The 23,686-nt window shown below is 69.6% G+C and carries 26 protein-coding genes and 2 pseudogenes; 14 read left to right on the plus strand and 14 right to left on the minus strand.

Annotation, left to right across the window (positions count from 1 at the left end; genetic code table 11):
* Positions 1-59: 59 nt before the first annotated feature.
* The 3 genes and pseudogenes from ABZZ74_RS21625 to ABZZ74_RS21635 form a co-directional block, all read right to left on the minus strand.
* Positions 60-470, minus strand: coding sequence for a (2Fe-2S) ferredoxin domain-containing protein (locus ABZZ74_RS21625; protein ID WP_356767223.1), 411 nt, complete (start codon positions 468-470; stop codon positions 60-62).
* Positions 467-847: pseudogene (locus ABZZ74_RS21630) on the minus strand (heavy metal translocating P-type ATPase); the annotation flags it as partial. The gene ABZZ74_RS21625 and the pseudogene ABZZ74_RS21630, both read right to left, overlap by 4 nt.
* A 136-nt stretch (positions 848-983) precedes the next feature.
* Complete coding sequence (locus ABZZ74_RS21635; protein WP_356767225.1) at positions 984-2,210, minus strand: acyl-CoA dehydrogenase family protein; 1,227 nt, start codon at positions 2,208-2,210, stop codon at positions 984-986.
* Between the two features lie 263 nt (positions 2,211-2,473).
* Between ABZZ74_RS21635 and ABZZ74_RS21640 the strand changes: the two genes are divergently transcribed.
* Entirely contained in the window at positions 2,474-3,028 is a 555-nt protein-coding gene (locus ABZZ74_RS21640; protein ID WP_356767227.1) for a TauD/TfdA family dioxygenase, read from the plus strand.
* A 439-nt stretch (positions 3,029-3,467) separates the two neighbouring features.
* Here ABZZ74_RS21640 and ABZZ74_RS21645 read toward each other — a convergent pair whose 3' ends face one another.
* Both ABZZ74_RS21645 and ABZZ74_RS21650 read right to left on the minus strand, forming a co-directional pair.
* On the minus strand, positions 3,468-4,064 hold the full coding sequence (locus ABZZ74_RS21645) for an NAD(P)-binding domain-containing protein (RefSeq protein ID WP_356767229.1): 597 nt from the start codon (positions 4,062-4,064) through the stop codon (positions 3,468-3,470).
* 40 nt (positions 4,065-4,104) lie between these two features.
* Positions 4,105-4,923: a 3'(2'),5'-bisphosphate nucleotidase CysQ gene (locus tag ABZZ74_RS21650; RefSeq protein ID WP_356767231.1), complete on the minus strand. Its 819-nt coding sequence runs from the start codon at positions 4,921-4,923 to the stop codon at positions 4,105-4,107.
* 137 nt (positions 4,924-5,060) lie between these two features.
* On the opposite strand from ABZZ74_RS21650, the gene ABZZ74_RS21655 reads away from it, so the two are divergent.
* Positions 5,061-5,969, plus strand: coding sequence for a LysR family transcriptional regulator (locus tag ABZZ74_RS21655; protein WP_356767233.1), 909 nt, complete (start codon positions 5,061-5,063; stop codon positions 5,967-5,969).
* A gap of 411 nt (positions 5,970-6,380) precedes the next feature.
* Here ABZZ74_RS21655 and ABZZ74_RS21660 read toward each other — a convergent pair whose 3' ends face one another.
* On the minus strand, positions 6,381-7,520 hold the full coding sequence (locus tag ABZZ74_RS21660) for a glutathione-independent formaldehyde dehydrogenase (protein ID WP_356767235.1): 1,140 nt from the start codon (positions 7,518-7,520) through the stop codon (positions 6,381-6,383).
* A gap of 164 nt (positions 7,521-7,684) precedes the next feature.
* Between ABZZ74_RS21660 and ABZZ74_RS21665 the strand changes: the two genes are divergently transcribed.
* The 7 genes and pseudogenes from ABZZ74_RS21665 to ABZZ74_RS21695 all read left to right on the plus strand — a co-directional run.
* Positions 7,685-7,873 (plus strand): hypothetical protein, encoded by a 189-nt coding sequence (locus tag ABZZ74_RS21665; protein ID WP_356767237.1) that lies wholly within the window; start codon positions 7,685-7,687, stop codon positions 7,871-7,873.
* A 143-nt stretch (positions 7,874-8,016) separates the two neighbouring features.
* Positions 8,017-8,196 (plus strand): transposase, encoded by a 180-nt coding sequence (locus ABZZ74_RS21670; protein WP_356767386.1) that lies wholly within the window; start codon positions 8,017-8,019, stop codon positions 8,194-8,196.
* 310 nt (positions 8,197-8,506) lie between these two features.
* Positions 8,507-8,764 carry a DUF308 domain-containing protein gene (locus ABZZ74_RS21675; RefSeq protein ID WP_356767239.1) on the plus strand — a complete coding sequence of 86 codons (258 nt, stop codon included), beginning with the start codon at positions 8,507-8,509 and terminating at the stop codon, positions 8,762-8,764.
* The gene (locus tag ABZZ74_RS21680) at positions 8,737-9,084 is read left to right on the plus strand and encodes a DUF308 domain-containing protein (RefSeq protein ID WP_356767241.1); all 348 of its coding nucleotides are present in this window, start codon (positions 8,737-8,739) and stop codon (positions 9,082-9,084) included. The genes ABZZ74_RS21675 and ABZZ74_RS21680 overlap by 28 nt, the downstream gene beginning before the upstream one ends.
* On the plus strand, positions 9,081-9,365 hold the full coding sequence (locus ABZZ74_RS21685; RefSeq protein ID WP_356767243.1) for a hypothetical protein: 285 nt from the start codon (positions 9,081-9,083) through the stop codon (positions 9,363-9,365). Before ABZZ74_RS21680 ends, ABZZ74_RS21685 begins: the two co-directional genes overlap by 4 nt.
* Positions 9,366-9,452: 87 nt before the next feature.
* Positions 9,453-9,875: an Hsp20/alpha crystallin family protein gene (locus ABZZ74_RS21690; RefSeq protein ID WP_356767245.1), complete on the plus strand. Its 423-nt coding sequence runs from the start codon at positions 9,453-9,455 to the stop codon at positions 9,873-9,875.
* A gap of 216 nt (positions 9,876-10,091) precedes the next feature.
* A pseudogene (locus ABZZ74_RS21695) lies at positions 10,092-10,877 on the plus strand (AAA family ATPase); the annotation flags it as partial.
* A gap of 487 nt (positions 10,878-11,364) precedes the next feature.
* Here ABZZ74_RS21695 and ABZZ74_RS21700 read toward each other — a convergent pair.
* Together ABZZ74_RS21700 and ABZZ74_RS21705 are read right to left on the minus strand one after the other, a co-directional pair.
* On the minus strand, positions 11,365-11,517 hold the full coding sequence (locus tag ABZZ74_RS21700) for a hypothetical protein (protein ID WP_165955065.1): 153 nt from the start codon (positions 11,515-11,517) through the stop codon (positions 11,365-11,367).
* 199 nt (positions 11,518-11,716) lie between these two features.
* The gene (locus tag ABZZ74_RS21705; RefSeq protein WP_356767247.1) at positions 11,717-12,106 is read right to left on the minus strand and encodes a hypothetical protein; all 390 of its coding nucleotides are present in this window, start codon (positions 12,104-12,106) and stop codon (positions 11,717-11,719) included.
* A 173-nt stretch (positions 12,107-12,279) separates the two neighbouring features.
* Between ABZZ74_RS21705 and ABZZ74_RS21710 the strand changes: the two genes are divergently transcribed.
* The 5 genes from ABZZ74_RS21710 (at position 12,280) to ABZZ74_RS21730 (ending at position 15,932) form a co-directional block, all read left to right on the plus strand.
* Positions 12,280-12,642, plus strand: coding sequence for a J domain-containing protein (locus tag ABZZ74_RS21710; RefSeq protein ID WP_356767249.1), 363 nt, complete (start codon positions 12,280-12,282; stop codon positions 12,640-12,642).
* Positions 12,643-12,680: 38 nt separating this feature from the next.
* Entirely contained in the window at positions 12,681-14,540 is a 1,860-nt protein-coding gene (gene dnaK, locus ABZZ74_RS21715; RefSeq protein ID WP_356767251.1) for a molecular chaperone DnaK, read from the plus strand.
* Positions 14,541-14,542: 2 nt separating this feature from the next.
* Entirely contained in the window at positions 14,543-15,049 is a 507-nt protein-coding gene (gene grpE / locus ABZZ74_RS21720) for a nucleotide exchange factor GrpE (protein WP_356767253.1), read from the plus strand.
* Positions 15,050-15,078: 29 nt separating this feature from the next.
* Positions 15,079-15,471 carry a DUF2267 domain-containing protein gene (locus ABZZ74_RS21725; RefSeq protein WP_356767255.1) on the plus strand — a complete coding sequence of 131 codons (393 nt, stop codon included), beginning with the start codon at positions 15,079-15,081 and terminating at the stop codon, positions 15,469-15,471.
* A gap of 65 nt (positions 15,472-15,536) precedes the next feature.
* Positions 15,537-15,932 carry a DUF2267 domain-containing protein gene (locus ABZZ74_RS21730; RefSeq protein ID WP_356767256.1) on the plus strand — a complete coding sequence of 132 codons (396 nt, stop codon included), beginning with the start codon at positions 15,537-15,539 and terminating at the stop codon, positions 15,930-15,932.
* A 126-nt stretch (positions 15,933-16,058) separates the two neighbouring features.
* Here ABZZ74_RS21730 and ABZZ74_RS21735 read toward each other — a convergent pair whose 3' ends face one another.
* The 6 genes from ABZZ74_RS21735 to ABZZ74_RS21760 form a co-directional block, all read right to left on the minus strand.
* Positions 16,059-17,369, minus strand: coding sequence for an alpha-glucosidase/alpha-galactosidase (locus ABZZ74_RS21735; RefSeq protein WP_356767258.1), 1,311 nt, complete (start codon positions 17,367-17,369; stop codon positions 16,059-16,061).
* Positions 17,366-18,322: a carbohydrate kinase family protein gene (locus ABZZ74_RS21740; protein WP_356767260.1), complete on the minus strand. Its 957-nt coding sequence runs from the start codon at positions 18,320-18,322 to the stop codon at positions 17,366-17,368. The genes ABZZ74_RS21735 and ABZZ74_RS21740 overlap by 4 nt, the downstream gene beginning before the upstream one ends.
* 42 nt (positions 18,323-18,364) lie before the next feature.
* The gene (locus ABZZ74_RS21745; RefSeq protein ID WP_356767262.1) at positions 18,365-19,258 is read right to left on the minus strand and encodes a carbohydrate ABC transporter permease; all 894 of its coding nucleotides are present in this window, start codon (positions 19,256-19,258) and stop codon (positions 18,365-18,367) included.
* Positions 19,255-20,193, minus strand: coding sequence for a sugar ABC transporter permease (locus ABZZ74_RS21750; protein ID WP_356767264.1), 939 nt, complete (start codon positions 20,191-20,193; stop codon positions 19,255-19,257). Before ABZZ74_RS21750 ends, ABZZ74_RS21745 begins: the two co-directional genes overlap by 4 nt.
* Before the next feature lie 12 nt (positions 20,194-20,205).
* Positions 20,206-21,534 carry an ABC transporter substrate-binding protein gene (locus ABZZ74_RS21755; protein WP_356767266.1) on the minus strand — a complete coding sequence of 443 codons (1,329 nt, stop codon included), beginning with the start codon at positions 21,532-21,534 and terminating at the stop codon, positions 20,206-20,208.
* Positions 21,535-22,286: 752 nt separating this feature from the next.
* Positions 22,287-23,102, minus strand: a complete 816-nt coding sequence (locus tag ABZZ74_RS21760; protein WP_356767268.1) for an endo alpha-1,4 polygalactosaminidase — start codon at positions 23,100-23,102, stop codon at positions 22,287-22,289.
* Between the last annotated feature and the right edge of the window lie 584 nt (positions 23,103-23,686).

Below are 23,686 nucleotides of genomic sequence, written 5' to 3' on the forward strand. Positions count from 1 at the left end.
CCGCGTCGACTGCCAGTCGTCAAACGATCGGTTGACGGCACGCGAAGCGGGCGTTGGGGTCATGCGTCGTCGTGGAGTTCGGCCTGGACGCGGCGGGAGGGGCGGAAGGTGTAGAGGTCGAGGATGTCGGGCGGGTCGGTGAGGCCGGGACCGCCGTCCTTGATCCAGGTGGTGATGTCGGTGGTGGCATCGGGGTCGTTGACGAGGCCGAGCCAGATGGGCCGACCGCCGTTCTTGCGGCCTTCGACGGAGGGCTGGACCACGATGACGTTGGCACGTTCGCAGGCGTCGAGGCAGTCGGTGACGCGTACGGTCGCCGTGCCGTCGAGGGCCAGGCGCAGGTTGCGGAACTGGGCGGTGTGGTCGAGACCAGGGACCTTGGGGGTGCCGCAGCAGCAGCCGCGGCAGACGGTGACGGTGGGCCGTGCGGCCCCCGGGGCAGGGACGGCACGGCGGGTGCGTTTGCTCACGCGGTGTCCTTGGTGAGGTGGGGCCAGGCGGTCTCGCGCAGCAGGCGCAGGCCGTTGAGGCCGACGATGACGGTGGAGCCTTCGTGGCCGGCGACGCCGAGGGGCAGGGGGAGGGTGCCGATCAGGTCCCAGGCGACCAGGACGGCGATGAACGTCCCGGCGATGGCCAGGTTCTGGATGACGAAGCGGCGTGCGGTGCGGGAGAGCTGCACGATCGAGGGGATGGTGGTCAGTTCGTCGCGGACGACGACGGCGTCGGCGGTTTCCAGGGCGAGGTCGGAGCCGGCCTTGCCCATCGCGATCCCGGAGTGCGCGGCGGCCAGGGCGGGGGCGTCGTTGACGCCGTCGCCCACGACGACTTTAATGACTGATCGCCCTGGTCAGCGCGTCCAGGACCGGTCCGCCGGCCACTCCGGGTCCGAGCGACACCGCAGTGGCGGCGTATGCGACGACGCGCGCCGCGGTCGACGACCTGTGGCCCAGGCCGCTGATCCGGCGTTCCTGGTTTCCCGGTCAGGCCGGCAGGACGAACGGGGGGTGGGCGCCGTTGAGGAAGTAGTCCCCGGCGTCGCGGATCTGGTGGGCGACCGGCCTGTGCAGGGTGTGCGCCCGGGCGTTGCGCCAGAAGCGGTCGAGGCCCAGCCGTGCGGATGCGGAGCGGGAGCCGACGATGTCCAGGGCGCGGCTGGTGGTTTCCTGTGCGGCCTTGGAAGCGGCTGCCTCGGCCATCGTGACGTGGACCGAGATGTCGGCGTACTCGTCGTAGGTGAGGTCTTCGCCGCGTGCCAGTCCGTCGTGGACGGCTGTCAGTGCCTGATCGGTGAGTGCGGCGGCGGAGCGGGTGAGGATCGTGAGTTCCCCGTAGGTGGCCAGCACGTGCGGATCCTGGGGAGTGCCGTCCGGCCAGGAGGGGCGCCAGGACGACTGGCCCATCCTGCTGTACTCGCGCGCTTCGGCGAGTGCGCCTTCGGCGAGGCCGAGAAGGAGCTGGACGGAGAGGAGACGCCCGATCGGTGAGGCCAGAGCGGCCGACGGCGAGAGCACGTCGTCGTCGGCGGCCAGGGAGCCGAGCACGTCGTGGACGGTGACAGGCGCGGCGTCGAATTCCACGTCACCTCCGGCCGCGAGCCGCTGTCCGAAGGCTTCCGCGGCGTCGATCCTCACGCCGGGATGGGTAGGAGCGACGACGACGGCGACTGGTTCGCGGTTACCCGCTCGCTCGGCCCGCACCGCGAGGCGGTCGGCGACCAGAACTCCGGTGGCGTAGCTCTGCCGGCCCTCGAGTACATAGCCCCGCCCTTTCCTGGTCAGGATCAGCGGGGGATCCTGAGCGGCGAAACCTCCTCCCCAACACCACTGCTCCGTCGCTGATCGACGTTCGATTCGAGTGGCGAGGTCGGGTTCGGTGAAGAACCGGGCACTCCATGACAGGAAGTAGTGCGTGCCCAGAAGTTGGGCGATCGCGGCGTCGGTGGCTGCGATCGCCCGGACGACGGCGTAAGCCGTGGACCAGTCCGCGCCGCCTCCGCCGAGTTCGGCCGGTATGAGCAGGGTCAGCAGTCCGGATTCACGGAGTCCGGCGACCTCGCCGAAGGGGGCCTTGCCCGCATGCTCCCTGGCCGCCGCGTCCGTGGCGAGGTCGTCCGCCATCTCATGAGCCACGTGCAACCAGTGGGCGCGGCCGGGCCCCTTCCGGTCGGACGCCGGGGCGGGTTGGGACGGCATAGCGGCAACGCCCATGGTGGGTGGTCTCCTCAAGCTGCTTGTCGGTTGGCGCGGTGCATTCATCCGCCGGGAGGACCGGGCTCTTTTCCTAGTAATCCGATAGGAATTATAGGGAATGAGTGAACGGCGGGGCGTGCCTGGTGGAGGCGTGGTGTCGGCGTACCGGCGGAACCGCGCGGGGGCCGTGGCGCAGCGGACAACATGTGACATCGCTCTGTCTCAAAAACGATGCGAACAAAACGGGATGAAATCCGCAGATTCTGCGAGTGCTGATCGACATGCGAGACAGCAAGGCCAGCACCTGGCCCTTCGGCGGCCTCTGGCGCGACCCCGTGTTCGCGATCGAGTCCTTGACGTACGAGGTGGTGCCCGAGTTGGGCGGCCATACCCTGTGGGCGGACCTCCAGGCCGCGTACGACGACCTGCCAGAACCGTTCAAGGTGCTGCTGGAATCGGTCGGCGCCCTCTTCGACGGCAACGCGGAGAACTACGCGCAGGGCAGCAAGAAGAACGCTCCCGGCGAACCCGTCGAGCACCCGGTCGTCCTCACTCACCCGGTCACCGGCCGCAGGGGCCTCTTCATCGGCAGCTCGGCGAAGCAACTCACCGGAGTGACCCCGGCCGAGAGCAGGGTGCTGCTCGACCATCTGCTCCGGCACCTCTCCTCGCCGAACTACACGATCCGGTTCGGCTGGAAGCCCGGCGACTTCGTCCTCTGGGACAACCGGGCGACCTGGCACTACGCCGTCGACGACTACGGCGACGGCGAGCGCGTCTACCGCAAGGTCCTCGGTGTGGAGCCGGACGCGGGCGCCACGGAGCGGGACGCCTGAATGCTCCCGGGAGAAGACCGCGTCGCCCGCCGCATCCTGCTGGTGTGTATGGCCGCAGGGGCAACGACCCTGCTGGACCAGGCAGTCCTGCACATCGCGATCCCGAGCATGCGGCACTCGCTCGGGGCCGGTGCGGCGGACATCCAGTGGATCGTGGCCGGCCGCTTGTGGTTGTCGATGTGCTCCTTGACCACGGCCAGCGGTGCGCGGCCCCGAGGACACCGAGCAGCTCAAGGCCCGGATCGTCCTGGAGCTCAAACTCCAGGACCAAGGCGACGAGCTCGCCGCCGCCCGGGCGACCAACCGTGAGCTCATGGCCCAGCTCAACCGCCCACGGGCTGAGCGCAGAGCCTGGGCCGGTCGCTCGATGGCCGGCGGTCGGCGGTCGGCGGCGTATCTGTTCTTGTGGACCCGCTGGCGGTGGTGCGCGGTGTGCGGATCAGCGGGCGATCGAGATCGCGAAGGGTGCGAATCCGCTGGATCGAATCACGTGCGGTACAAACAGGATCGCGGCCTCCGTGGCGCGGGCGGTTTTGATCCCGCCGAGATCAGTTATCCACTCCTTGTGCCAGCCGAGGTTGATGAGCAGATCACGGACGGTCTGCTTGGCCTGCGGGTCCTCGCCGGAGAGGAAGGCGTCGGGCGCCTGGGGAAGCGTGGCTGGCGCGGTCATCACCGGGAAGAGCATGGTGTTGAGTGTCTTGACGACGCGCGTTTCGGGGAGCGCTTCCTGGAGTTGCTCGGCGAGGCTTGAGCCGGGGTAGATCAGGTCGGCGGGCAGTCCGTCCGGATCGTCGATGGTGGCGTTGGAGACGTCGACGAGGATCTTGTCGCGCAGTTCCTCGCGCAGAGCGACGAGCCGGTCCAGCGAGCCGGCGCCCGGGGTGGCGTTGATGACGATCTGGGCTGTCCTGGCAGCGGCGCCGGCGGCGCCCGGCGCGCGGTCCGCCACGGTCACCTCATGCCCGGCCCGGGTGAGGGCTGTGGCCAGGTTGCCGCCGACGCGGCCGTTTCCGAGAACTGCGATCGTGGTCATGATGATCTGGTCCTTCCGTGCGCGCAGGTGTGGTGGGCGGTCAGCGTGAGAGCGTGGCGACGGCCTCGGCGTGGATGCCGGGCGCGGCGGCCAGGAAGCTCTCGCTCTGTGGGGTCCAGGGGCGGCCCTGGGCGTCGGAGATCTGTCCGCCGGCCTCGGTGACGAGCAGCGCCCCGGGCAGCAGGTCCGCGCGGGCGCCGGCGAACTGCCAGAAGGCGTCGATGCGGCCGGCGGCCACGTTCAGCAGGTGCAGGGTCGCGGGCACGGCGGTGCGGACGACGAGCGCGTCGAAGAGCATCGCGGTGATCGAGGAGCCGATGCGCCGCACGACCTTCTCGTCCTCGTCCGGCCGGGCCTGGCTGGTGGCCACCACGCTCAGGCCGAGGTCCGCGGTCTGGGAGATGTGCAGCTGTCGGCCGTCGAGGTGGGCGCCTGCGCCGGTGAGCGCGGTGTAGGTTTCGCCGGTCAACGGCAGGTGGACCGCGGTGAGTACCGGCTGGTTCTCACGCACGAGGGTGGCGGTCACCGCCCATTCCGGCAGGGCGTGCAGGTGGTTGATGTTGCCTTCGGCTGGATCCACGACCCACCATTCGCCGGGCGGCAGCGCCCCGCCGTCCAGTTCGTCCTCCACCCAGCCGGCGTCCGGGCGTAGACGCGTGAGGCGGGGGCGCAGGATGTCCAGGGCCGTGTCGTCGTTGGCGGCGAGCGCGCGCATCAGCTCTTCGCGGGTCTGGTAGCGGACCACCTCGCCGAAGCGCTCGCGCAGCGCCGAGCCGGCCGCGCGCACGGCGATCGCGGTCTGGCCGAGCAGGTCGGAGTCGGAGGCGGCGACGTCAGGGGCCTGAAGCATTTCGGACATGGTGAACTCCCTTTTGAGAAGGAGGAGATGGGGCCGTTCGGGCCGAACTGTGCGCTCTGTTCAGCGCTCTGGTCTCGAAGGTATAGAGCCCTTTGATTAACTTCAAATGCATGTAAAGCACGGCTAGGATTACTCACATGCAATTGGATTTGAACCTGCTGGCTGCGCTCGACGCGCTGCTGGAGGAGGGCAGTGTGGCCGGGGCCGCCGCGCGCCTGCATGTCACCGCCCCCGCGATGAGTCGGAGTCTGGGTCGAATCCGGCGCACGACGGGGGATCAGATCCTGGTGCGCACCGGCCGCACGATGACCCCGACGCCGTATGCGATCGCTGTCCGGGAACAGGTGCATGAGCTGCTGCACCAGGTCCAGGGAGTGCTGGCACCGAGCCGTGAACTCGATCTGGCAACGTTGGAGCGCACTTTCACACTTCGCTGGCACGATTCGCTGGTCGCCTTGAGTGGCCCCGCACTGCTCTCGGCCGTCCGTGAAGAGGCGCCGGGCGTGCGATTGCGCTTCGTCGCGGAGTCAAGCATCGACACCCCCGGGTTGCGGCGCGGCGAGGTGGACCTGGAGGCGAACGCCCACCGTCCGAGCGCACCGGACATCCATGCCGAGAACGTGGGCGAGACCCGCCTCGTCATCGTCGTGAGGCGAGGGCACCCCCTCACCCGCGTGGGGACCATTACCGCAAAGCGGTACGCCGCCGCTGAGCACGTCACCGTCTCCCGACGTGGAAACCTCAGCAATGCCCTCGACGACGCCCTCGCGCGGCTCGGCCTCACCCGCCGCGTGGTGGCGTCCGCGCCCACGGAAGCGGCCGCGCTGGAGTTCGCGCGCGGCTCCGATCTCCTGATCAGCGTCCCCGAAGCCACCACGCGGTCCGCGGTCGCCGACCTCGGCCTGGTCGTGCTCTCCCTGCCGCTCGAACTGCCGTCGGCACCGATATACCTGTCGTGGCACCAGCGCTACGACACCGACCACGCCCACGCCTGGTTGCGCGGGCTGGCGCGAACCGCGCTGGCCACGGGCGGAGCGTCGTCGTAGTCGGCGCCGTCCGGCCGCGTCACCGTGGCCGAAGGCCACTTCAGGGGGCGGACGCAGCTGCTTGCGGTTGTCCTTTACCGCCCCTCGCGGCCCGTCCTGTGGACGGGAAGAGGGCCCGCGCTTGCCATCGGGTGATGGTGGAGGCGGTGCAGGAAATCGATCTGGAACGCGCTGCGGGCCGAGATCTCGTCCACGCGCATGTCCCCCACCCCTAGGGAGGTCGTGGCCTGCTGAAAGTGCAGCGTCCTGCGACCACTCGTTGGCAACCATCGCCCGGCTGCGTGCACAGACCCGAACGTCCGCCGTGTCACTCCAAGTCCTCGAGAACCTCGCCGCCCGAGTGGCACCGGCCGCCGGCCGAGGTGGGGCGGCGCACAGCCCCACCTGCTGCGACCGGTGCCCCAGGTCAGGTCACCGGTTCGGATGCAGGACGACCTTGGTGTAGCCCTCGACGCGCTTGTCGAACTTTTCGTACGCAGACGGCGCCTCGTCGAGCGACAGCTCGTGCGAGACGACGAAGCTGGGCCGCGCGCGCCCTTCGATGATCATGTCGCGCAGCTGCCGGTTGTACCGCTTGACGTTGCACTGGCCGGTACCCAGCCGCAGCCCCTTCTCGAAAAGCCTGCCGATCGCCACCAGCAGCAAGCCCTGCTTGGCCTGCTCGTCGGGGCCGCCGGGGTCGGAGGGAACGTACAGGCCCGGAATGCCGAGCGCTCCGGTCGGTCGCACCGTCTCGACGAGCGAGTTCAGGACGGTCGCCGGCTCCTCGCGTTCCGCGCCCCGCGCCTGGGCCTGGTAGCCCACCGCGTCGATGCCCTTGTCGGTGCCTTCTCCCTCCGTCTGGTCCTTGATCTGTTCCACTGGATTGCCCTCGCCGAAGTTGACGGGGATCGCGCCGATCTCCTCGGCCTTCTGCAGCCGCTCGGCGACCCGGTCGACGACGAACACCTTCCTGGCTCCGCGCAGCATGGCCGAGTAGGCAGCCATCAGGCCCACCGGACCGCCGCCGTACACCGCGACGCTCTCGCCCGGACGGACGTCGGCCAGTTCGTTGCCGTGGTAGCCCGTGGGGAAGATGTCGGCGAGCAGGACGAAGTCGCTCTCGTTGGCGTCACCCTCCGGTAGCTTCAAGCAGTTGAAGTCGGCGTACGGCACCCGTACGTACTCGGCTTGACCTCCGCTGAACGGACCCATCGCAACGTAGCCGTACGCCCCGCCGGCGAACCCGGGGTTCACGGTGACGCAGAAGCCCGTGAAGCCGGCCGTGCAGTTCTTGCAGAAGCCACAAGCGACGTTGAAGGGCATGACCACCCGGTCGCCCGCCTTGAGCGACGAGACGCCGTCCCCGGTCTCCTCGATGATCCCCAGGTTCTCGTGGCCGAAGACGATGCCGGGCTCGGCGGCGGTACGGCCCTCATACATGTGCAGGTCGGAACCGCAGATTGCCGTGGACGTCACGCGGACGATCACGTCGTTCGGGTGTTGGAGCCCGGGCTTTTCCACTTGCTCGACCGCTACTTCGAACGGTCCCTTATAGACGACGGCCTTCATGCCTACGCACCTCCGCTCGGCACAGCTGCTATCAGACCTCGGTTATTTGTGCTCTATCTCATGTTCCGTCCGTTGTGCGCCTTAAGCCAAATTGGCTACTGTCATCACGCACTTGCGGATCACGCGAGCCCGCATACCAAGCCCCGGGAAAGAGAAAGCCCACAGTGACGCCACGCTTCGGGACCCTCCTCGTCCCCGTGTCCGGACTGTCCGGCACCACCTACCCCCCTGGAACCGCCGTGTCGATCAACGGCCGAGGGTCGGCAGTCGACGGTTTCGTCAATGGAGACTGGCTCCCCCTCGCCTGGTGGGAGTTCGCCGAGGGGCGGGGAGAGGACGCCGCTGAAGGCTGACCGGCCGTACCGCCGCGGACGATCGGTGGGCCCAGCCCAGCCAGAAGCGCGGCGAGCGGCGTGAGGCGCCGGCCACCTGCCGAGCCGCGAAGAGAACCACGTGCACCTGCTGGCACTACCCGCCCAAGGTTGCCCTGTCGAACCTGGTCAACTCCCTCAAACGGGTCTCCTCCCGCCGCTTGCGACGGAAATTCACCGGCCCAGTGAACCGGGCGATCATGTACGGCCGGTTCCGGTCCGGCTCCTACTGCGCCGCAAGCTGCGGCGGCGCGCCGCTCCGGGTGGTCAAGGACTACATCGAGAATCAGAAGCAGCCCGACTGAGCACGGCCGTCGGCATAGAGCAGGCCGCGGCCACGGAGTTCGGGCCCGTGATCGACTAACCGCCGGGCACTCATCCCGCCGGGTGCGGCGTCGCTGAGGCGGACGACTTTCCGGGCGACCGTCGGTGATCTGCTTGCTTTCCCGACACAGATCCCTCTTCAGCGTCGTATCCGTCAAGGCCCGCGATGTGCTCGCCGGTGGGGCGGCCCTGGACGTTGCGTATCGGCGCTGAGTCGTTGGGCCACGTGCTGTGAGTGTTCGGTTGCGACGACGCCGTGGCCGCCACCGCGGCGGTACGGGCGGTTGGCGCATGGGATTCGGCGTGCTGACGTTGCTCTGGCCGCAGCTGACGGTGCTGGCCCTGGCCTGGGTGTTCGGCGCGTACGCCCTGGTAGACGGTGTGACGCTGCTGGGCACGGCGTGGCGGCACCTGCACGGGTGCCGACCCGCTGTGGCGTGTGCGGCGGCCGGCGCGCTGGGAGCGGTGGCCGGACTCGTCGCGGCCGTGTGGCCGGGTCTGACGGCCCTGGCGCTGGGATCATGGCAGGCGTCGCCTGGGCCATTGTGACGGGCTGCCTGGAGCTGTGGGTCGCCACCCGGATGCGGCATGAGCTCCGCCACGCCTGGTGGTGGCGGGCCTCCGCCGTGGTGTCGGTGAGGGCGGGTGCGCTGATGTGGCTGCGCCCGGAGGCCGATGCGGTGGCCATCGCACTGGTCCTGGGCGTGTACGCACTGATCGCGGGCTGCCTGTGGCTGGCTGCCGCCTGGCGGGAGTACCGCACCCGCACCGGACGCCGTGCGCCGTCGTGGAGCGGGCCGGCCTCCGGGGGCCCGCCTGGCCCGCTGACCTGCTCCCCAGTACTGCAGGCGCGGCGCATCGGCAGGTGAGCATCGTGACGCGGCCGCACATCGGCGGCGGCGATCTGGTGGTTCGTCTGCCGTGGCGGTGGGCGCTGGCGGCGCGGCGCCGCAGCATGCGCCTGCCCCTTGAGTTCGTGGACGAGGTCCGCTTCGAGCCGCACTGGCGGCGTGCGTGCGCCCGCGTCCCGGTGCTCGTGGTGACGACCTTGAGTCACGGCGCCCCGTATGCCCGCCTGGCTGTGTCCACCGCCGATCCGGAGGGTGACGCGGCCTGGCTGCGGCAGGACACTGCCAGACAAAGAAGTTGAGTCGATAGTTGTCAACTTTTCGGCCCGGTGCTATATCAGAAGTAGAGCCGATTGGACGCAAGGAACGACGTAAAGGAGGGATGACAGATGCTGATGCGTACGGATCCCTTCCGTGAGCTTGACCGGCTCGTCGAACGGGTCTGGGGCACGGCCGCGCACCCGGCGGGCATGCCGCTGGACGCCTGGCGTGAGGGTGACACGTTCTTCGTGGAGCTGGACCTGCCGGGCGTGGACGCGGAGTCGATCGATCTCGATGTCGAGCGCAACGTCCTGACGGTGAAGGCCGAACGCAAGCCGACGTACGGCGAGAACACCGACACGGTGGTCACCGAGCGGCCCGCGGGGACGTTCAGCCGGCAGCTGTTCCTCGGCGAGACTCTCGACACCGAGAAGATCGAAGCCTCGTACGAGGCCGGTGTGCTCAGGCTCCGGATCCCGGTCGCCGAGCAGGCCAAGCCCCGCAAGATCGCCATCAGCGGCGCCAGCGACCGCAAGGAACTGGGCGGCTGACGCCACAGCGACTCCTCTCTCCAAGGGTCTCGGGCACCAGCCCGGGGCCCTGACGCCGTCTTTGACCCCTTCGCGCATCTGAGACCGCGGGCGCCGGCAGGTGACAGACCCCGGGGGGCAGTCCATAACGCGGCCGCGCACCGCACAGTCCGACGCCGAGGGCGGGTGAGGAGCGCGGTGGGCTGGGTACGCGGCTGCAACGCCATGAGGCGGCATGATCTCGCCCGCGCGCCGGCCGTCGCCCTCTTCGGCGGCGAGAGCCGGATGATCCGCTTCGACATCAGCGAGTTCCAGGAGAAGCACACCGTCTCCCGCCTGGTCGGCGCCCCGCCCGGCTACGTCGGCTACGAAGAGGCCGGCCAGCTCACCGAGCAGGTGCGCCGCCAGCCGTACGCGGCGTTGCTGTTCGACGAGATCGAAAAGGCGCACCCGGACGTCTTCAACGCCCTGCTGCAGATCCTGGACGACGGGAGGCTCACCGATGCCCAGGGCCGCACGGTCGACTTCAAGAACACCGTGGTCATCATGACCTCCAACATCGGTGCCGACCGCATCCTGAGCGCCGGTGTCACCGACTGCGCCAAGGTCCGCGACTTGGTGATGCCCGCGCTGCAGCAGCACTTCCGCCCGGAGTTCCTCAACCGCATCGACGAGATCATCGTCTTCTGCGGCCTGGAACGCACCCAGCTGCGACAGATCGTCGACCTGCTGCTGGAACACAGCCGCCGGCGTCTGCACGCCCAGGACGTCTCCTTGGAGGGCACCGACGGCGCGGCCGACCTGCTCGCGAATCTGGGCCACCAGCCCGAGTGCGGCGCCCGCCCGCTGCGCCGGACCATCCAGCGCGAGCTCGACGACCGCCTCGCCGACCTGCTGCTGTTCGGCACCCTCAGCCCCGGCGACCGCGTCCGTGTGAACGTCGTCGACGGCCGCATCGACCTACAGCCGATATCGGCCGACACGGCTGCCAGGACAGGGGCGGTGCAACAGTCGCAGGCATAGCCCAAAGGGGGCTGCTCGCCTGCGCAGAGACGGGGACGGACAGCCCTTGCGCCCGGCGAACAGCGGCAGTACCGAAGGGACCCGTGCGGGCAGAAGGCCGTGGCACGGGCCATGAGCCCGAGGGGCAGCCGACCGCCTGGTGCCCCGGAATGCCACCGGCGCCGACTCCTTCGCCCGCGACGACAAGGAGGCGCCGCCCTTGCAGCAACCGCGGTCCGGGCAGGAGAGGGCGGACGATGCCGCGTGGCGGGCGGGGGCGCGGCGGATCCCGGACTGCCGAGCAAGGCGGCCGCCGCCCATACGAACCCACTTCCGCGCGATCCGCCGGGGCGCCGAGGTGCCACCGTCATCCCGGGCAAAGCGACGGTCTCCCGCACGGTTACCCGCTTACCCGCATGGACGGCGGGCAACAGACGCGACGGTCAGCCGCGGACCGTCAGGCCGACAGAATCCTTGCCGGCTTCTCGCGTGCGGCTCTGGGAGCGCATCAGGACGGGGCCGGCCCCTCCGGCTTCCCGCTGTCCGCGTCGAACACCTTGGTGAAGGTGGCCCCGCACCGGCAGCGGGAGTGCTCGATCAGTTCTCCATCGGCCGACACACTCAGCCCCTGGCTGAGCCGTACGTGCACATGATCACCCATGGGGAGCTGCCCTCCTTGACCTCGTCTGGTCCGGTCATCGTGGAGGCCGACCGCGTTCACCGGCAATGCCGCAGCTCACACATGCGGGCCGATCGTGCCGCCCTTCAGGGTCCGCCGCAGGGCCCGGGAGATCGGCGTGCGACGTTCCTGACAGACCAGTGCGCGCCCGCCGTCACGGGGTGGGCGCGCGTTGTCCGGATCAACCGGACGGCTTCGTGGGTGCCTGCCCTGCTCGTGCGCCGGGTTGCGGCTGCGGGTGGTCGGCGGCGTGCAGCATCGGCGCGGTATGCCGCTCGGGACGATGGCCGCCCTCGGCCAGGACGCGGCTGCGGGGCGCCTCGTCGTCACCGGGTAGCGGCACGGGCCGACGCGCCACCAGGCGTCCGACCCAGTGGCGGCCGCAATGCGCGCAGGGCGGGGCACCCTGCGGCGTGTACGGCGAGGGAACAGCGGTGTTGTCGCGGTAGAAGACCTCCCACTCGGCGTCGAGAGCGTCGCGCCAGCGCTGCACGTCGTAGTCGACGCTCCAGCGGTGCCAGCACGAGCCGCAGGTGAACTCCACACGTTCGACAGCGAGTTCGGTGATCACTGCACTGCACCTCCCATCCGGTGTGTGGGCGCGGCCCGGGGTGCCGACAAAGCCGTCTCGACCTCCCCTATACCTCACCCAGACTTGACAAGGCAAGACTCAAGTTTTATCCCAGAAGGTAGGCAAGAAGGAGGAAGTCGCAGCTCAGCATGGTGCAAGGGAGGTGGCCCGACGTGCAGGCGCCGGAGCCAGAATCTGACCTGTACGCGGTGCTGGGAGTGCAGCCCTCGGCGACTGCCGAGAAGATCACCTCGGCCTTCCGCGCCCGAGTGCGGGAACTGCGCCCGGACACCCGCGTGAACGCGGACATCACCGCACGATTCGGTGAAGTGCGGGCGGCGTACGAGACGCTGCACGATCCCATCCTGCGGGCGGCCTACGATCAGCGCCTCGAACGCACGCTGCCTGCGCCTGATCGAGGTGCTGCCCCCACCGAGCCCGTGCGGCCCGCACGGCGGTACGCGGTGGTGCTCGGGGACGTCCGGCGTGACCCGCCGCTGCGCGCCGGGCCGGTCCGGTGGATCCCCGGGCGGTGAGATGAAGAATGAGGTGAGGACGAGAAGGGAGAGCTCGGATGGCGCGTTCGGTCGGTATCGATCTCGGTACGACGAACTCGGTGGTCTCGGTCCTGGAGGGCGGCGATCCCGCCGTCATCGCCAACACCGAAGGCGCGCGGACGACCCCGTCGGTGGTGGCGTTCTCCAAGAACGGCGAGGTGCTGGTCGGCGAGGTGGCCAAGCGGCAGGCCGTGACGAACGTGGAGCGCACCGCACGCTCGGTCAAGCGGTACATGGGCGACCACGGCTGGCGGTTCCCCGAGCACGGGGATGTCGACGGCAAGCGGTACACCGCGCAGGAGATCTCCGCGCGCGTGTTGCAGAAGCTGAAGCGGGACGCGCAGTCCTATCTGGGTGAGGACGTCACCGACGCGGTGATCACGGTGCCCGCGTACTTCGACGACACCCAGCGGCAGGCGACCAAGGAGGCCGGGGAGATCGCGGGCCTGAACGTGCTGCGCATCATCAACGAGCCGACGGCGGCCGCACTGGCCTACGGGCTGGACAAGGAGAACGACCAGACGGTCCTCGTCTTCGACCTGGGCGGCGGCACCTTCGACGTGTCGCTGCTGGAGATGGGCGAGGGCGTCATCGAGGTCAAGGCCACCAACGGCGACACCCACCTGGGCGGTGACGACTGGGACCAGCGGATCGTCGACCACCTCGTCACACAGTTCAAGAACCACCACGGCGTCGACCTGTCCAAGGACAAGATGGCCGTGCAGCGCCTTAGGGAGGCGGCGGAGAAGGCGAAGGTCGAGCTGTCGTCGTCCACCGAGACAACCATCAACCTGCCCTACATCACCGCCTCGGCCGAAGGCCCGCTGCACCTGGACGAGAAGCTGACCCGCGCCCAGTTCCAGCAACTGACGGCCGACCTGCTGGAGCGGTGCAAGGCGCCCTTCCACAACGCGATCAAGGACGCCGGGATCAAGGTGTCCGACATCGACCACGTGGTCATGGTGGGTGGCTCCACCCGCATGCCGGCCGTGACCGAGCTGGTGAAGGAGCTGACCGGCAAGGACCCGCACAAGGGCGTCAACCCCGACGAGGTCGTCGCCGTCGGCGCGAGCCTCCAGGCCGGTGTCCTCAAGGGTGAGGTCAAGGACGTCCTGCTGCTCGACGTCACCCCGCTGTCCCTGGGCATCGAGACCAAGGGCGGCATCATGACCAAGCTCATCGAGCGCAACACCACCATCCCCACCCGCCGCTCCGAGATCTTCACCACCGCCGATGACAACCAGCCGTCGGTGACCGTGCAGGTCTACCAGGGCGAGCGCGAGATCGCCGCCTACAACAAGAAGCTCGGCATGTTCGAGCTGACCGGCCTGCCCCCGGCGCCGCGCGGGGTGCCGCAGATCGAGGTCACCTTCGACATCGACGCCAACGGCATCATGCACGTCTCCGCCAAGGACCTGGGCACCGGCAAGGAGCAGAGGATGACCGTCACCGGAGGCTCGGCGCTTCCCAAGGACGACATCGACCGCATGGTCCGCGAAGCGGAGCAGCACGCCGAGGAGGACCGCAGGCGCCGTGAGGCGGCCGAGACCCGCAATCAGGGAGAACAGCTCGTCTACTCCACCGAGAAGCTCCTGCAGGACAACACCGACAAGATCCCGGCTGATGCGAAGAGCGAGACCGAGTCGGCGCTGGCCGAGCTGAAGGAGAGGCTGAAGGGCGAGGACACCCCCGCGATCCGGCAGGCGATCGACCGCACCGCCCAGGCCGCGCAGAAGATCGGCACCGCCCTGTATCAGCAGTCCCAGGCCGAGCAGCCGGGCGGTGCCTCCGCGGGCGATGGTAGGAGTGGTGGTTCGGCCGAGGATGACGTGGTGGACGCCGAGATCGTTGATGACGACAAGCCGGAGGCTGGCTGACGATGAACAGGAGCGGTCCGCAGAGCACCGAACTTCAGCAGCTGCGGCGCCTGGTTCAGGAGCGGACCGCCGACCTGCAGCGGGTCAAGGCCGAGTACGACAACTACCGCAAGCGGGTGCGGCGGGACCGCATGGCCGTGCGCGAGATCGCCGCGGCCAACGTGCTCAAGGCGCTGCTGCCCGTGCTGGACGCCGTCGACCGGGCGTGCGCCAACGAGCCGCTCACGCCCGGTCTCAAAGACATCGCCGACAGCCTCGAGGGGCAGCTCGGCTCGCTGGGTGTCACGTCGTTCGGTGATGTGGGCGATCCGTTCGATCCCGCCTGCCACGAGGCCCTCGCCCACCACGTCAGCGCCGCCGCGGACGGCTTGGTGTGCTCGGCTGTCCTGCGTCCCGGCTACCGGCTGGGCGAGAACCTGCTGCGCCCAGCAACTGTCGAGGTCACCGGGCCGGCCCCGCCCGCGAGCAGCGCTGCACCGGAGAAGAGGGCATCGCCTGCGATGCCCTGAGAATCACTGGCAAGCGGAGGTGACAAACCGTGCAGCACCACGAGTTCCTCGCTCGCGTACGCGAGCTCGGCGATTACGCCAGCCAGGACGAAGCCGCGGAGGTCACCGACGCGGTGCTGAGCGTGCTCGCCCAGCGCATCAGCCCCGGCGAGGTCGACGACCTTGCCTCCCAGCTGCCCGCACCGCTGGGACAGGCACTGGCCCAGGCCAGACAGGCGCAGGCCGAAAGCTTCGGAATCGAGGAGTTCTACCGCCGGGTCGCCGAGCGCACCGGCGCCCGGCCGCGCACCGCACAGTGGGACGCCGGCGCGGTCCTGACCACCCTGGCCGACGCCGTCTCCGGCGGTGAGCTGAACCAGATCATCAGCCAACTCCCCTCCGGCTACGCCGTCCTGTTCGGCACAGCCGATCTGGCTAGCTGACACCACGACCCCGGGGCCCCGAGTACGGCCACGCCGCAGCAAAGAGCCGAAAGGGTGGTTGCCACGTGACCCTGCGACACGAAGCCTTCCTCGACCAGGTCAAAGAACGCGGCGAGTACGAAACGCCACACGAGGCAGAACGCGCGGCGCGCGTTGTCCTCGCCCTACTGGGTGCACACCTGGTCGGCGAGGTGCGCGCCCAACTGGCGGCACGCCTGCCAGACGAATTTGCCCTGATCCTCCTGAACCCCCTACAGAGCGCCGAGCCGCTGACACCGGAGCGGTTCGTGCGGGCGACGGCTGCCTGGATCGAGGGAGCCACCGAGCAGACCGCGGCCTGGGACGTCAGCGCCGTCCTCAGCACCGTCGCCGACGCAGCAGGCCACGACCTCCTGGAGCAGGTCCTGCTCCAGCTCCCGACAGGCTACGACCTGCTCTTCGGCCGCCCCCAGCCCACCTGACCGGCATCCGGTGCCGCACACCGGGTGCAAGCGACAGCAGGCAAGTGCGCGGGGGCGGACGTATCAGCTCTCCCTGTACTTGGTCCGGTCGGCGGGCCGACACGGGCGGCCCGCCGATCATGGCACCTACGGGGCGAGGCGGATGCGCAGCCCTGGCTGGAGGAGGTCGCCGTGGGCGGTGACCATGTCGTCGCACAGGCGCCAGATGTCCTCGACCGGCAGGGCCGCGGCCGTGGCGGGGTCGGTCATCGCGGCGTGCCTGATGTGCCGCGGTTCCTCCTCGATCGCCGCCCGCACCACGAGGTCGTTCGCGCTCAGGTAGGTGCGGTTGAGCGCCGCCAGCTGGGGCGGCAGGGAGCCTACCCGGGTCGGCTGGACGCCCAGCGAGTCCACCAGGCACGGCACCTCGACGACCCCGTGCGCGGGCAGATTGTCGATCAGAGCCTGGTTGGGGACGTTGCCGTAGACCGTGCGCGGGGTGCCGGTGACCATGCTGTGGATGATCTGGGGCGCGTACTCCATCGTCCCCTCGACGGCGAGCGGTGTTCCTGCGGCCAGCGCTTCGCGGGTCTTTTCGTAGGCGGCGACGTTCTCGTCGACGATCTTGAGGTACTCGCCGATCGGCAGCCGCAGCCGTTCGACCTCGCTTGCGTGGTGCAGGTACCAGGGAACGTACTCGGAGGAGTGCTCGCTGGTCTCCGTCGGGTAGTAGCCGAGCCGGCGGTACATGTCGACCCGGACCCTTCGGCGCAACTGGCCGTCGGAGGCGATCAGTTCGTCCAGCTTCGGGTAGAGGCTCTGGCCCTGGTGCTCGAAGCGCAGTACCCATGCCTGGTGGTTGACGCCCGCGGCGTGGTAACTGATCTCCTCGTAGGGGACCTTGACCAGATCGGCGAGGTCGCGCATCGTCCAGTACACCGAGTGGCACAGTCCCACCACCCGGGTCAGGCCGGTGGCCTGCGTCAGGTACTGGACGTTCATGGCCATGGGGTTGGTGTAGTTCAGCAGCCAGGCGTGCGGGCAGACCTCGGCGATGTCCTGTCCCAGTTCCCTCAGGAACGGGAAGGTGCGCAGGGCGCGGAAGATGCCTCCGACGCCGAGGGTGTCGCCGATGGTCTGGCGTACGCCGTAGCGGGCCGGTACCTCGAAGTCGGTGCGGGTGGCCTCGCCCATGCCGATCTGCACGATGTTGATGACGAAGTCGGCGTTCGCCAGGGCCTTGCGGCGGTCGGTGTCCGTGGTGACGGTGGGGTCGGCGCCGAGGGCGTGTGCGATCCGGGCGGCGGCGGCGTGTGCGGTGGCCAGGCGCTCGGTGTCGATGTCGTGCAACGCGATGTGCGCCGACTTCAGTTCGGGGAACGCGAGGAGGTCGGCGAGCAGTCCCTGGGTGAAGACGACGCTGCCCGCGCCGATGAACGCGATCTTGGGGGTGGTCATACCGGCGATTCCTCGGTCTCGGAGAGGCGGGCGAGGACTTCGTCCCGCGTGGGCTGTGCGGTGGTGCCGCCGTGAGCACGGGTGGACAGGGCTCCGCAGACCGCGGCGAAGCGGAGGGCATCCGGCAGGGGTGTCTCGTCGAGCAGGGCGGCGATGAATCCGGCGTCGAAGCTGTCGCCGGCGCCGACCGCGTCGACGGGCTGGACCTGGATGCCCCGGGTGGTGAAGAGCCGTACGCCGTCGTGGCACAGTGCGCCGTCTGCGCCGTTCTTGACCGCGGTGACCGGGCCCCGGCGGGCGAGCCGTGCGGCGGCCGCGGCGGGGTCGTCGGTGTCCAGGCGGGCCAGGTGCCGGGCTTCGGCGGCGTTGGGCAGCAGGAAGTCGGTGTGGGCCAGGGCCGCGTCCAGGCCCGAGGCCTCCCACTGGCCTGACGGGTCGTCGTTGGTGTCCAGGGAGGTGCTGGCGCCGTGCCGGCGTGCGGTGCGCAGGAGTTCGGGGAGCGCGACGGCGAGCTGTGGCATCAGGAAGTAGGAAGCCGCGTGCACGTGCCGCGCGGCCCCCAGCAGCGTCGCGGGTACGTCGTCGGCCGTGGTCGCGGCCAGGGTGCCGGGGGCGGTGATGATGGCCCGGTCGTCTGCGCGGGTGAGCACGACCGTCATGGGGGTGGGCCGGCCAGGGTCGAGCCGCAGCGCCTCGGTGTCGACGCCGTGGGCGAGGAGCCGGTCGCGCATGTAGCGGCCTGCGTCGTCGTCGCCCACCCGGCCGGCGAAGGCGACCCTCAGGCCGAGGCGCGCGGCCCCGCAGGCGACGATCGCGCCGGATCCCCCGACGGTGAGGGTGCCGGTGGGCACCAACTGTTCACGCTGGCCGAAGGCGAGCGGGCCGTCGAGCGGGCCGACGACGACGTCGGGATTGGCGTCACCGATGACCAGCAGGTCGAACGAGTGCGGCATTGAGGTCTTCCTGCCTGAGGGGTGTGTCGGGGGCGAGCGGGGTCAGCCCTTGAGACCGGTGGAGGTGATGGACTGGATGAACGCCTTCTGCGCGCCGAGGAAAGCGAGCAGGACCGGCACCACGGTGATGACGTTGCCGGCCATCACGGCGGCCCACTGGGTGTGGTGCTGTCCCTGGAAGGTGGTGAGGCCGAGCTGGAGCGTGTACTGGGTGTCGTGGTTGATGGCGATCAGGGGCCAGGTCAGGTCGTTCCAGGTGCTGAGAAACGTAAGGACGGCCACCGTGCTCAGGGCCGGCCGGGACAGCGGCAGCACGATCCGCCACAGCACGTGCAGCCGTGAGCAGCCGTCGATCCAGGCGGCCTCCTCCAGCTCGCGGGGCAGCGAGAGGAAGAACTGGCGCAGGAGGAACACCGAGAAGGGCGTGACCAGGGACGGCACGATCAGCGCGCCGAGGGTGTCGATGAGGCCGAGCTGCCTCATCACCAGGAACGTGGGGATCATCGTCAGCTGGAACGGGATCGCCATCGTGGCCAGCATCAGGCCCAGCAGCAGCCGGGAGCCGGCGAACCGCATCCGGGCGAACGCGTAGCCGCCGAGCGTGCCGAGCACGAGGTTGGCGGTGACCGTGACGAGGCTGACGAGGAACGAGTTGGCGAACCAGCGGGGGAACATCGCGTTGCCCAGCACATAGCGGTAGCCGCCCAGGTCCAGATGCGAGGGCCACAGCGCCGGCGGGAAACGGTTGATCTCGGCGTTGCTCATCACCGAGCTGAGCGCCAGCCAGATCAGGGGCACGGCGAACAGCAGGGCCATCGGCGCGAGGAGCAAGTGCCAGGGGCTGAACGGCAGTCGCGGGTGGCGCAGTCGTACGGCGCGGCGGGGGGCGGGGGAAGCCGCCTGCGCGGCGTCGGGCGGGGCGGAGAGGGTGGTCATGCGGAGGCCCCCTGGGCGCGGCGGCGGAGGAGTTGGAGGATCAGGCCGATCAGGCCCAGGGAGGCGGCCAGGACGTAGGCCGAGGCGGCCCCGTATCCGGCGGTGGCGTTCTGGAAGGCCTGCTGCCAGATGAAGTAGACGATCACCGTGGTGGAGCCGAGAGGGCCGCCCTTGGTCGTGACGTACACGAGGTCGAACGCCTGGAGGGATTCGATGGTCTGCCACAGCAGCAGGAACACCGTGACGGGCCTGAGAGCGGGGAGCGTGACGTGGCGCAGGAGTTGGAGGCGGTCGGCACCGTCCAGCCGTGCCGCCTCGATCAGCGAGGCCGGCACGTCCTGGAGCGCCGCGAGGTAGATCACCAGGCAGAAGCCGGTCCCGCTCCACAGGCTGATCGCGACGAGTACCGGAAGTGCCTGGGAGGGGTCGGTGAGGAAGCCCTGGGACGGGATGCCCAGGTGGTGCAGGACGGCGTTGGCGGCGCCGAACTCGGGGTCCAGGATGAACGAGAACAGCACGCCCTGGGCGGTCGCTGAGACGACGAACGGGACGAAGAACAGGGTGCGGTAGAGCCCGACGAAGCGGATGCGCCGGTTGAGGGCGAGGGCGAGGAGCAGGCCGAGCACCATGCTGGCCGGCACGTACAGCGCGGTGTACAGCAGGGTGTTGCGCAGCGCCTGGCTGAAGTGCGGGTCCTGGGCGAGGGCGCGGTAGTTGTCCAGGCCCACCCAACGGCTGGGGGTGACGAGGTCGTCGGCCTGGAAGGACAGCAGCAGCGACCAGATGATGGGTACCACGCTCAGGCCGATGATGATCAGGACGGCGGGGGAGACGAACGTCCAGGCCATGGCGGCTTCACCGGCTCGTCTGCGGCGCAGGGCTCGCCGGTTGTCCGGGGGCCCGGACACGGTGATGGGGGTGGGCAGTCGCGACATGACGGGGGCTCCTCAGCGCGGGATGAGCAGTGCGGCGTTGGCGTCGGCGGCGCAATCGCGCAGTGCCTTGGTGGGGCTGCTCTGTCCCAGCAGCACGGCGACGATGGCCTGTCCGAGAGCCTGGGAGATCTGCGGATAGGCGGCGTGGACGGGGCGTGCCCGGGCCGTGTCGAGGGCCTTGGTGAACACCCCCAGTCCCTCGGTGCCGCTTTCCTTGTGCTGCCAGGCGGGCAGGTCGCGGGTGCGGCGGCTGAGTGGCAGGCTGCCTGCGTCGATGTCCCAACGCACATCCTGCGTGGGCTGCATGAGCCAGGTCACGAAGGTTTTGGCGGCCCGTTTGCGGGCGCCGCCGTTGTCGAACACGGTCCAGGTGTCGGGTCCGCTGATGGTCACCGGTCGGCCGGAGAAGCTGGGCAGCGGCACGACGTGGTAGTCGATCTTCGCCTGGCGGATGTCGGGCAGCTGCCAGGGACCGGTGACGACCATGCCCATACGGCCGGACTCGAAGACCTGGTACATCTGCTCACTGCCCGGCTTCGGGTCGACGTAGACGCTCTTGTCGCGGACGAGGGCGGCCACCACCTCCAGGGCGCGGGTTCCGGCGTCGGCGAAGCCGATGTGCCTGCCGTCGTCGGCGACGACATCCCCGCCGAGATCCCAGATCATGGGCCACAGGCGCCAAACGGTGTCCTCGTCGCCGACGCCGGGCCAGCCGGTGCCGAAGCGGCCGCCGCCGGTGTCGGTGAGCGCCTTGGCCGTGGCGACGAAGTCGTCCCACCGCCAGCCGGCTTCAGGCAGCGGCAGGCCGGCCTGGCGGAAGAGCTTCTTGTTGCAGACCACGGCGAGCGAGTCCAGCAGCGCGGGCGCGGCGCGCACCTGGCCGTTGACGGTCACGGCCGCGCGTGCCGGTTCCCAGTAGGTCCCCCAGGGAGTGGGGGCGTGTCCGACCATGTCGGTGAGGTCGACGACCTGTGGGCTGCGGGCGACGCTGGCGAGGTCGGAACCGAAGATGTAGGCGATGTCCGGGTAGGAGCCGGCAGCGAGAGCGGCCGTCACCTTCTGGAGCATCGAGTCGGCGAGCACTCCGCCGCCCAGCTCGACCCGGATGCGGGGGTGGCTGCGCATGAAGGCGGCGACCAGGGATTCCAGGGCCTTCTTGCCGGTGTCGGTCTGACCGTGCCACATCTCGATGGTCACGGTGCCGTCGGCGCTGACGCCGTTGTCGCCGCCCGCCGCGCAGCCGGAGGCCGACAGGCCCGCGGCCGCCGCGGTGGCCCAAGCCGCGCCGGCGCGCAGCACGTCGCGGCGTGCGGGCGGCGCGCTGCGGGTGACCGCATGCATAGGTACCTCCGGTGTGGAGCTGGGGGACAGGTGTTTCCGCGCAAGGTGTGGTGTCGGTGTACGGCGTTTCGGCCGCGGCAACGGCTGGTGGGCCCGGCGGGGCTGAACGTGCGGCCGGTCGGCGGGCGGTGCTCAGCGCCGCGGGCGTTGCGCGTCGGACGGTGGACGTTGCGCTGTCGCCGGCACCGCGCGATACGGGTGGAGCGAGGCCGGCCGGGTGGGGGCCAGGCGGGACCGGGTGGGTCGACGGGCACGAACACGGCGTCCAGGCGCGGTCGTCGCGTCATGGCGGCCGGAGGGAGTCCTGCGAAGGAGGATCATGTCTGGGCCCCAGATCCTGGTGGGCACGACCCCGCCTCGGACTCCCATGGGGTCCTGGCGACTCAGTCCGGGCTTCTGACGCGTGGCCAGCTACCGGCTGGGCGTACCTCTGCCGCCGAGTGCTTCGACTGTGGCGTTGGCCAGGAGTTAAACGACGGTGCCGGGCGGCTGTCAAGAGGTAGCCTGATCGGATTTGCGTGAAACGCCGATGAAATACGCATGATTGCGCATTGCTTGCGGACATGTGCGACGTCGGCTTGTGACGGCTCACCGAGCCGTCACAAGCCGACGCGCGCTCGAGAAGCTCGACAAGGTCGGACGACGTCAACTGCGGCTCGACAGCGTCCTGAAGGGGCGTGGGGAACCACGCGACCAGCCAACACCGTGCCGCAGATGATCGACGACGTGACGCGGCGCTTCCAGCGGAGCGATCAGCAGGTCTTGCGGACGTACCCGCTGGTGCCGACGGGCGAGACGTCCACGTCGCGCTGGACGATGCTCAGCGTGCCGCCCCACCCCCGGCACGCCTTCGACCGGCCGGCGTCGGTGTACTCGATCACGATCACGTTGTTCCCGAAGGCACTGGTGTAGCTGTCGCACTCGTTGTACTGGCCGCACTCCTCGGCCACGGCGAAGTCGAGACCGTTGGCCTTGCGATTGCCGGCCAGCTCGGAGGTGTTCTTCTGGGCGATGGCCAGGCCGTCCGCGTGGGCGCGGGCGGAAAGCAGCTTGATGAACGCCTGTGCGTTGTTCGCCGTCAGGCGGTTTTTCGAGCGGGTGTAGCTGTCGTAGTTGTCGGGCTCGACAGCCTGGAAGCCCTTGCTCCGGCACCCGTCGATCTGGGCTCCGATCGTGCCGGCGATCCGCTGCCGCTTGGCGTCCGTGCTGACGTCGAGGAGGGCCTCGCCCCAGTCCTCGTCGTAGACGACCTTGCCCGCGGAGTCGCGCAGCAACAGGTCCGGGTCCCAGTCGCTCTCGGCGCCCGGCTGCGCCTGGAAGGCGTTGACGTAGCAGATGTTGTACAGGCCCGCCGCCGGAGAGGCGGTGTGGTCACGAGTGACGACCTTGACACCACTCGGCGGCGTGTAGGCGCCTCCGATCTGGTAGTCGAAGGCGGCATGTGTGGGCGGCAGGGTCACGGTCACGGCATGCGTCGAGGGCGCCTGGGCGAGCAGAGCGCCCGTCAGGGCCACAGCGCCCATGGCCGCGCCGGTGAGTTTGCGGGAGGCGGTGTTGAGGTTGCTCATGCGGTGAGCTCCAGAAGAAGCGGGCACGTCCCCGCCTCGGACACGTGGGGCGTCCTGGCGACTCGGGCCGGGCTCGCGGCGCGGGGGCCTGCATACCGGCTGGGCGTGCCTCTGCACGCGGAGCGTGGCTCCAGCGTTGCCCAGGAGTAAAGCGACCACCCGTGAGGATGTCAACGCACTGCCCAAGTCCCCTTGCCACGGGGCCAGTCGGGGGCCCACGGGGAGGATGCGACACGCGGCGCACCGTACCCGTGTCGAGCAGATCGCGGTACGCCCCGGGGCCGAAGTCCCCGGCGAGCGGCACGACCAGGGTTGCGGCCGACGGGCCACGGCCTCGACGAGCCGCTCCGGTCAGGGCCGACCGCGCCACTCCCTGCCGGCCTATGGGCGAGGACCTGGGGACCGGGGAGGCGACCACCGCCCGGGCACCCACGACTCTCACCGCGGCCGCACGGCGTCGGATTCGCCGCCGGTGAGCGCACCGAACCGTCAATGTTCGGCTTGACGACGTCCGAGGCCGCGGGTCCTGGGCCCGGCTGTGTGCCCGAACCCAGTCGGCGCATCATGGGCGATGTCCGAGTAGG

Origin of the sequence: Streptomyces sp. NPDC006476 (assembly GCF_040612015.1) — a bacterium.
Taxonomy (GTDB): Bacteria; Actinomycetota; Actinomycetes; order Streptomycetales; family Streptomycetaceae; genus Streptomyces; species Streptomyces griseorubiginosus_B.